Here is a 1,214-nt window from a genome sequence, read left to right as displayed (position 1 = left end):
GCCGCTGCTGCCGTTGTGGTTGCCACCTCCGGTTCCGCCGCCGCCGTTTCCGCCGCCGCCGGATCCGCCGCCGCCGGTGCCTCCGCCGGTGGCGCCTGCGAGGGTGTTGACGTTGGGGAATAGGGGGATCATGGCGGTGAGGATGTTGATGTCGTCTTTATAGGTTTTGCCGCCGGACCCGTCCCAGAAGGCGCGGGGGCCGGTGAGGTCGGTGACGGTGCCGCCGAGTTTCCATTCCCATCGGGCGGTGCTGGTGTTGTAGCCGACGCTCGAGGATTTGTTGTTGGTGCCGCCGTAGAAGAAGGTGCCTTCGGCGTGGGGGATGTTGGCCCAGATGTAGTAGTGCAGTTGTCTGGTGTGGGCGATGACGCCTGCCATGTCGAGCATGGCGGTATGCAGGGTCGAGCAGGCGGTGATGTAGGTGGTGATGAACCCTGACGCGGTGTCGGCGCCCTCGCCTTGCCAGTGGGCGAAGTGGGGTTGCACGGCGCTGACGAATTTCGTGTAGCAGCTGCCCCATTGGTCGGCCAGCCATTGCCAATCGGTGGACAGGGTCTGGATCGGAGTCGCGCTGGTGACCACCATGGCGGCGATGTTGGCGAAGTCGGGTTCGATCAGGCTCGCGCTGTTCTCGATCGCCCCGCCGATCAAGCCCTTCACGGTGGGATCGGCGGAAACACCCGAGCCCGCTCCCGTGGGAAAAGACGGCCCGGTCGACCAGTTGCCGTAATTGATCGGTGCCGAGAACGGCGGCGGAGCGACCGTCATCGAGGTCCCGGTCGTGGGTGGGGTGAACGCTTGCGCACTGTTCAACTCGTTGTCCGCGTAAGCCTTGGCCGCGGCGGTGAACGTGTAACCCATATCGGTGACCACGGCCCGATGATTCTGCAACATCGGCACGATCTCGTTTTTCGCCTTGCCCGCGAACGCATTACACAACAGCTGCATACTCAACCACGTCGTCGACCGCTCCTGAGTACCAGAGGTGTATTTGGCGGTGAACAGGTTCGGATCTATCGCTTGAAAAGTACCCACAGCATTGACCAAACCCAGAATCGTCTGGATCATGTCACCACAAGATTTACTGATAGCACCCAACGCGGCACTATTCACATTCAGGAGCTTCAGCCGACCACCAGCAGCACTCTCACGCAAGCCCGACCAATCGGTCCTGCCATTCCCCGTCGCTCCCGACGTCATCGCACTCCTAGCCA

1 protein-coding gene is annotated in these 1,214 nt (G+C 62.2%); it reads right to left on the bottom strand.

Translation table 11 applies throughout. The annotated features are described in order from the left end of the window. Positions 1 to 1,035, bottom strand: a 1,035-nt coding sequence (locus ACIBCN_RS44545; protein ID WP_396998944.1) for a hypothetical protein, incomplete at its 3' end; no start/stop codon positions are given. Positions 1,036 to 1,214 lie beyond the last annotated feature (179 nt).

Source organism: Nocardia sp. NPDC051052, from assembly GCF_044456045.1.
In the GTDB taxonomy this organism is placed as follows: Bacteria; Actinomycetota; Actinomycetes; order Mycobacteriales; family Mycobacteriaceae; genus Nocardia.
This window is presented reverse-complemented; position numbering and strand designations above follow the sequence as displayed.